Origin of the sequence: Schinkia azotoformans (assembly GCF_035811335.1) — a bacterium.
Taxonomy (GTDB): Bacteria; Bacillota; Bacilli; order Bacillales; family Bacillaceae_J; genus Schinkia; species Schinkia azotoformans.
This window is the reverse complement of the sequence record NZ_JARSMD010000035.1, coordinates 1-6,894: the sequence shown is the minus strand read 5'-3', so window position 1 is coordinate 6,894 and position 6,894 is coordinate 1. Positions and strand designations below refer to the sequence as shown.

Here is a 6,894-nt window from a genome sequence, read left to right as displayed (position 1 = left end):
AAATAAAGTGCGTGTTTACAGAAATATGAAAAAATATTTAGCAGTATCAGTAGCCATCGCATCCATGATAGGGGTATCAGCAGTCACACCTGCATACGTACAAACATTCCGAGTCGAAGCAGCAGGTTTCGACTACACCCAAGAACAAGAACAAGCCTTAGCACATTTAAACAAGATTCGAGCTGATATTGGCTTACAACCAGTCAAGCTCAACCCATTTCTAAATAAAGCATCAGAGAACCATGTAAGTTACATTGTGACTAACGGTATACGCATAACTCACGAAGAATCTAAAGATAAAAAAGGCTTTACGGGTGCAACACATACTGACAGATTAAAGGCAGTAGGGGCACCTGAGGATGTTTATGCTACCGCAGGGGAGCTTGTTGCATCTCAAGTATCTGATGTGTCAAAAGGTATAGATACATTCATGGTATTACCTTACCATAGGGATAAACTTATAGCACCAGATTTAGAAAGTGTGGGTTTTTCTCTTAATAAAGGAATAATGGTTATAACAACATCAGGTCATGATGAATATGTCAACATTCAAGATTCAATGTACCCTTATGATGGTCAAACTGGAGTACCGACTTATTTCACTGATTCTATGGAAGACCCTAATCCTTTAAAAGCATTTGGGGTGTCTAAAACAGGAACAGCTATTACTTATAAACCTATAACAAAATATGATGTTGAGAAAAAAGACATGAATGCCAAAATTACCGATAGTAAAGGTAACGATGTTCCATTCTTTTTAGGAGGAGGGGCAGCTTTCCACTTCTACCCTAAAAACGAACTCAAGACCAACGAAACATACACCGTTTCCGTATCATACAAAGATTCGTATGATGGGAAAACAGGCAGTCGTACATGGTCATTCACAACAGCAAGTAAGTCATCTGGATGGTTAGGGGGAGTAAGCACACCTACACCACAACCAGAACCAAAACCTAGTGAACCACAAACAGGAGGATACATCGACCAATATGGTAACCCTGTTGACAGTATAGGCAATTCAACACCAAAAACAAAGGATAACGGTTATTCAACTACAAGACCAAACGATGATGTAGCAATCCGTTTAGACGGTCAATTCTTAACAAACTTAAACCCGAAGCCAGTCATCCGTAACGGAAGCACTTTAGTACCCTTAAGAGGGGTTCTAGAACAAATGGATGCAGAAGTCGTTTGGAACCAAGCTAAGAAAGAAATCATCATCCGAAACCCTAACACTGAGATTAAGTTGTATCTAAACCAAACATACGCTTATAGAGATGGCAAGAAGGTAACTTTATCTCAAGCTCCAATCCTTATCGGTTCATCCACATACGTACCATTACGTTTCTTAAGTGAAAACTTAGGTGCAACAGTAGGGTGGGACAACAAGAATCGGATTGTAGATATCACTTTAAATTAATAGTTTTGATTATATATTTCACAAAAATCACGATAAACAAAGCGATTATAAATAAATTATTATTAGTTTATATGAGAGGATACTTAGGTATCTTCTTTTTTTATAGACGAAAATATTTATTATTTAGGAGTTAACTTTTTATCATTGAGTATTTCATGCTAGTGAAAACAATAATGCAGACTTTTATACTTCTTAATCCTTGTCACTAAGAAACCTAGTATTCTAAAATTGCAATTTAATTATATTGGTAGAGAAAAAATAAATTAACAGATAGTTGGGCATTAGAAATATTATAAATACACATAGACTGAGCAAAGACATATAAAAACTAGAGCGCATCAAAAATATACCCCACACTACACAAACTCAAGCACCTCTGGTTTGGTAAGCCAACTTGAGTCCTCATATCCAACTTAACAATTCACTTCTTTTTCAATGAGCAACCGAGCATCCAAAGATCAGTTCAATTAATTCCATAACTCATAGACTTTTTATGAGGAGATGCACTTACATGTTATGAAACATATAAGTTGATACGGAGTATGTAAAAATTTCTTCAACATATTTTTTCAAAGCTACAAAGATAGAACATCATCAGCAACATTTTCAAGAGGTCCTCAATAGATTTACTAACTTGCTATGCGGTTAGCAAATCTGTTATTTATGGGGGCACAATATTATGTATAACAATTTAGTAAATTTATCACAAGGTATGCAAGTCGTAGAAGAAAGAAAGTTTAAAGGGTTAACAAGTATAAATGTTATAGGATTTACTAATAATTCGACATTAACAAATGAGCAAAGAAAAAAAAGGGAAGATAGATTAAGAGAGTTGGTAGAAAGTGGCCTAGGTAAAAAGGTTTTAGAGGAATGGGAAATTGAAGTTCTCTTTGGTTGGTCAAAAACACTGCATAGAAAAACTCATGCAATAAAACTCACAAATACTATTATCGGTGAAAGTATTGCATTTTTAAAACATGAGATTCAGGATATGAAGAACGCTGATAACATTTTAAAGACTTTAAATATAATTGGTGAAGTTGAGCGGAATTATATTAGATTCTTTGGAAATTACATCAACGCAGCGAGAGTACTTCCAGAAAAAGTAACAGAGGTTGACGATTTATCACTTGTAGTATCAGAACAGAGCTCAGAAGTTGGATTCAGCGTATTAGACTTCTATAATTTTTTTATCAAAGATTATTTTCAAAACCAAGACAAGTACCCAACAAGAAGCAGTAATCTGTATAAAAAATATATTTCTCATGGGGTCATTCTCGATGCTGAAAATCATGAGTATTTTAAAAATGATTACGGATTTTATCCAGTTGCAATTAGGTCTGGAAAGTTAAAACAAATATTTCCTCTAATTAGTGATCAAGAGTATCGACAAGTAATTAGTAAGCTTAATCATTTGGGCGCATTACATGAGTCAATATCGCTTAAGGTAGAAAGAAACTCAAAGCGTTATGATAGAAGAATCAAAATGGTAGAAATGCAAACTGAGAAAAAGGATGAAAAAAAATATAGTGATAACGTTTTTATCTTTAATATCATTCCAACTTTACTAGAAGGGAGCATTTAAAATGCCAAAAATAAGAACAAATCCAGACCCATTGGAATCTTTAGGCTCCAAAAGTCAAGTAATTCAACAATTGTGTGAGGTGGCAGAGTATGCCATCTCTACATACAACATTGCTGGTGTACAAGAGCTATTTGCTGGAGGATTTCGCTTTAGTTTGTACCTCGACGCTGATAGGGAACTGGAGTTTAGAACCGCCAATGAGATTGATTATGGGGTTGCAAGTTTTTTCCGATGTCTACAAGATCCATATAAAACTGACAGGTTAATTGAGCAAATTTGGTTACTTGCTGATGAATATAGAACAAAGGATAAGTTTGAGGAAGCAATGGAGGAGCGAATAAACCCAGAAACACAACAAATTCGTGCAGCTGCTCTTACCTATATCGTAGTAGTTTACTCTCGTGCCGCTGACAGACAGACCTTCTCTCAACATGATGCGGATGATGGTATCTCACCTAAGTCGCTAAAGAAGTTGTACGATGTTGATCTTGATATTGGGAATGTTCAGATATTCTGTGGGGATTACCGGGAGCAGTTTAACAAATACAAAGATCGTTCTGATGTCTTAATATATCTGGACCCACCGTACTTAGTCACCGAGCAACCTAAAAGGTCTAAGTCAACCAAAAAGAAAGACGGTGATGAAAGAAACACTAAAGTAACAGCAGGTTATGTTCACCCTTTTACCATAGATGACCACAAGGAACTTGTAGAAAATTTATTAACAACAAAAAATATATATATTTTATCAGGTTATGAGAATCAGGTATACAAGCCTTTAGAGGATAAAGAAAAAGGGTTTTATAAATACTTTCTAGGACTTGTAAAAATATCTTCAGGTAAGAAAAAGAAAGAGTACATCTGGACTAATGTATTGTTGCCAGAGGGTTTACTGCCAGAAGAACCTTTAGGTGAAGAATAATAAGAGGGTATCTAGTATTCAAGTAATCTATATTTTCCAGGTATTTTTGTGCTTTCAAATTTGCTCGCTATTCGTTTTTAAGGGCGGCAGGCTATTCACCCCTTACTTCTGTCTTAAGTCGCCAATTTTGGGGCTTGAAATCGATTACACGGGTATTTGCTATTTATTTGTATTTTAATTCTTTATTTTTAATAAAAAGGGTTAAATAAATTTCCTTTTTTCAATCCTTTAATTAAACGAGTTTTTCAATTAAATTTGGACCACAATTTGCAAAAATGTATTGACATTTTATACGAATGGAGAGTTGAAAGTTCACATAAAACATAATTATTATACCAGCTAATCTACATCACCAATAATAAAGACAATTTTATAAATAACAGGAAATGGACATTATCATTGGAGGTATCAGAGCTGAGTAAATATGAGGAGAAGGTGAGTAACATGGGGCAAAAATTTGGATATCTTTGCACCAAAAAGCATAGTGAGGCTCAACTGTTCAAAGGAGTAGTAAAAGCAGATAAGTTTTATATCGACTTAGCAACCGATCGAGGTTGGTCTAGCTATGAAGAATTAAACAATTTAATAGAGGAAGTAGAGGAAAATGACCAAGTGATCATGTCGAGTATGGTGATGGTTTGTGCAACTTTAGAAGAGGTTTATAATCTCCTATACATTTTTCGGTATAAAGGTGTAAAGCTTAATCTCCTCAATCCCATACGAGGAGAAGAGATTTTCTTAACGGAAGGAGGATTTAAAACGTTGGAGGCAATTTTCAATCTCCGTAGAGATCTAACTAAAAATAGTGGGGTAATTGAAATCAAAGCCGAAAATCAAATTAAACATCGAGAAAATCAAGAAGTATTTCCAGCAGGTTTCTATCAGATGTTCATAGATTACAAGAATAATGGTCTAAATGCAGAAGTTGCGGCCAAGAAGCTGAAGATAGATGTTCATAAGTTCTACCGGCTTGTACGTGAATTTGGTTAATTATTAAGGACTTTCATAAAAAATAATTCAATGGGATTAACTAAAGGAGGAAAAATAAAATGACTAAAGATTTTCAGCTTAAATTAGAGGAGTATAATCGTTTGCAACGAAAGGGGGATGACCAAACTGCCAATTACAGTTTACTTTTTGGAAATAACAAAAGAGTAGTAGAGATGGCAAAAATTGATGCAATAAAAGAAAAAGTTCAGAATGGAGCATTTTACCTTAGTCGAAAGAAAAGTAAAAGGGTTGATGAATATTTAATAATTGATATGTTCAACGGTGGTAATATAGATAAAATCAACAGTGATCAGTACACTGCTAAAGTTGTTGATGATAATATTCTTGTTATCGATAACATTACTGGTGATGAACATTTTTTAATAACAGAGGGTAAGTTGGATTATGGGAATGTAAAGCATCTAGGATCTAGTAATTACACATACTTTTCAACTAATAGGGAACGTGGATTTATGGGGGTTCCTGCTGTACGTTTTAATAATAATTTCTCCGATTCTATAAGAGTTCACTGGATTGTGGCTTTAATGAAATGGGGGATAGAGGATTTAAACAAATGTGTCGGGGACTCACCAATTTATACATTGCTCCATAAAGTTGCTTATGTAAAATCTAAGGACAATTCCATTTCCAACCTTCGCATACTAACAGTGAGGAATAAGGCCCAACCATATGGTGAATGCTACCAATGAACATGTTGTTCGTAGGGGAAAATTATTAAGAGTGTATGCAAAAGTAAATTTATAATTTGCAAGTTTTGGTGTATTCATATTGAAAAATAGTAGCGAGGATGTTAGCATTCTCGCTATTTTATTTTTCTGACAATATTTTTGGTTTTACCACTAAAAACCGGAGATACATATTGGTTTTTGTGTATTCTATGGTTATTCATCACTTATTGCTATAAAAATTGTAGTAAATAATTGAGAACAGAGTTATCATAGCAGCATTCTAAAGGAGGGGTAGTCCAATGTCTTTAAGATCTTTAAGGTTCTATCAAACGCCAGGTGTTCAGGCTTTGCAAATCGGAAATATGAATGTTGCAGCATCATTGATTATAAATTACAACTTTGCAAGAAAGGAAGAATTTATAGTTTTTAAATATATGGAGGGTCAAACTGTAATAACAGATGGGAACGATGTTAGCCTTGCTACTGTAGATCAACGATTATTCAGTCACGAAGTCTGGGCAATTTATGGGGAAGAGTTGGATTTTTGTTATTACACATTTTTGACCCCAAGTGAGTATTAAAATAGAAAACCATGGTAATTCTGTTTGCTAACTTTGATTTTATATACAAGTATTGCAAATATGTTTAATGCAGGAGGAATTGATTTGAAATGTGAATATTGTATTGGAACAGTTAAAGTAATTGATAGCTTTCAATCTGTTCAAACTGTTGAATGTTTGAGCTGTGGAGTTCGTTACGATGTTAGGGTAACTCCAAAAAGTCCAGTGAGGGGGTAGATACGGTCTTTATAAAACCGAAAATAAGATTTATAACGGTTTAGATATTTTTATAAAAGAAAAAATAGAATTATAAATCTCCAGATATTTTTATTAAAGCCGAAAAGGATGCTTATAAAAACGCTGAAACACTTATAAAATTGGAAGGGAATTTATAAAGTAAATAAAATTTTTATAAAAAGCGAAAAGATTGGTTATAAATGTCTACACCTTACACAATCATTGATACAGTTCTATTAACAAATATAAAGCGATTTGCCTTATTCTAATTGTGCTCATTTACGAGGATTTGTTTTATAAATATAAGAGTTTATATGTTTTTTAGTATCAACCCCATTTCCATCCATCGAAAATAGACTTCGACCAGAGTTAGGTAAAGAATGCCTAACTTATTTTATGCTCATAAATGGTTATTTCCTCAAATAAATCTTCTGATTGGTGTTCAATATCTTGAAAATACCTATATTCATTAAAGTGGACCCCATTGTCAA

General features: G+C 33.9%; 7 protein-coding genes. All 7 read left to right on the top strand.

Annotated elements, in window-relative coordinates; translation table 11 throughout:
* The first annotated feature begins 64 nt into the window (after positions 1–64).
* Positions 65–1,420, top strand: a complete 1,356-nt coding sequence (locus tag P9E47_RS19725; protein WP_326164458.1) for a stalk domain-containing protein — start codon at positions 65–67, stop codon at positions 1,418–1,420.
* A 679-nt stretch (positions 1,421–2,099) separates the two neighbouring features.
* Positions 2,100–3,005, top strand: a complete 906-nt coding sequence (locus tag P9E47_RS19720; RefSeq protein ID WP_326164456.1) for a hypothetical protein — start codon at positions 2,100–2,102, stop codon at positions 3,003–3,005.
* 1 nt (position 3,006) lies between these two features.
* A complete protein-coding gene (locus P9E47_RS19715) occupies positions 3,007–3,927 on the top strand; it encodes a DNA adenine methylase (RefSeq protein ID WP_326164455.1) in 921 nt (306 codons plus the stop codon).
* Between the two features lie 444 nt (positions 3,928–4,371).
* The gene (locus P9E47_RS19710) at positions 4,372–4,917 is read left to right on the top strand and encodes a hypothetical protein (protein ID WP_326164453.1); all 546 of its coding nucleotides are present in this window, start codon (positions 4,372–4,374) and stop codon (positions 4,915–4,917) included.
* A 59-nt stretch (positions 4,918–4,976) separates the two neighbouring features.
* Positions 4,977–5,627, top strand: a complete 651-nt coding sequence (locus tag P9E47_RS19705; RefSeq protein ID WP_326164451.1) for a hypothetical protein — start codon at positions 4,977–4,979, stop codon at positions 5,625–5,627.
* 278 nt (positions 5,628–5,905) lie between these two features.
* A complete protein-coding gene (locus tag P9E47_RS19700) occupies positions 5,906–6,187 on the top strand; it encodes a hypothetical protein (protein WP_326164449.1) in 282 nt (93 codons plus the stop codon).
* 84 nt (positions 6,188–6,271) lie between these two features.
* Positions 6,272–6,403 (top strand): hypothetical protein, encoded by a 132-nt coding sequence (locus tag P9E47_RS19695; protein ID WP_326164447.1) that lies wholly within the window; start codon positions 6,272–6,274, stop codon positions 6,401–6,403.
* Positions 6,404–6,894 lie beyond the last annotated feature (491 nt).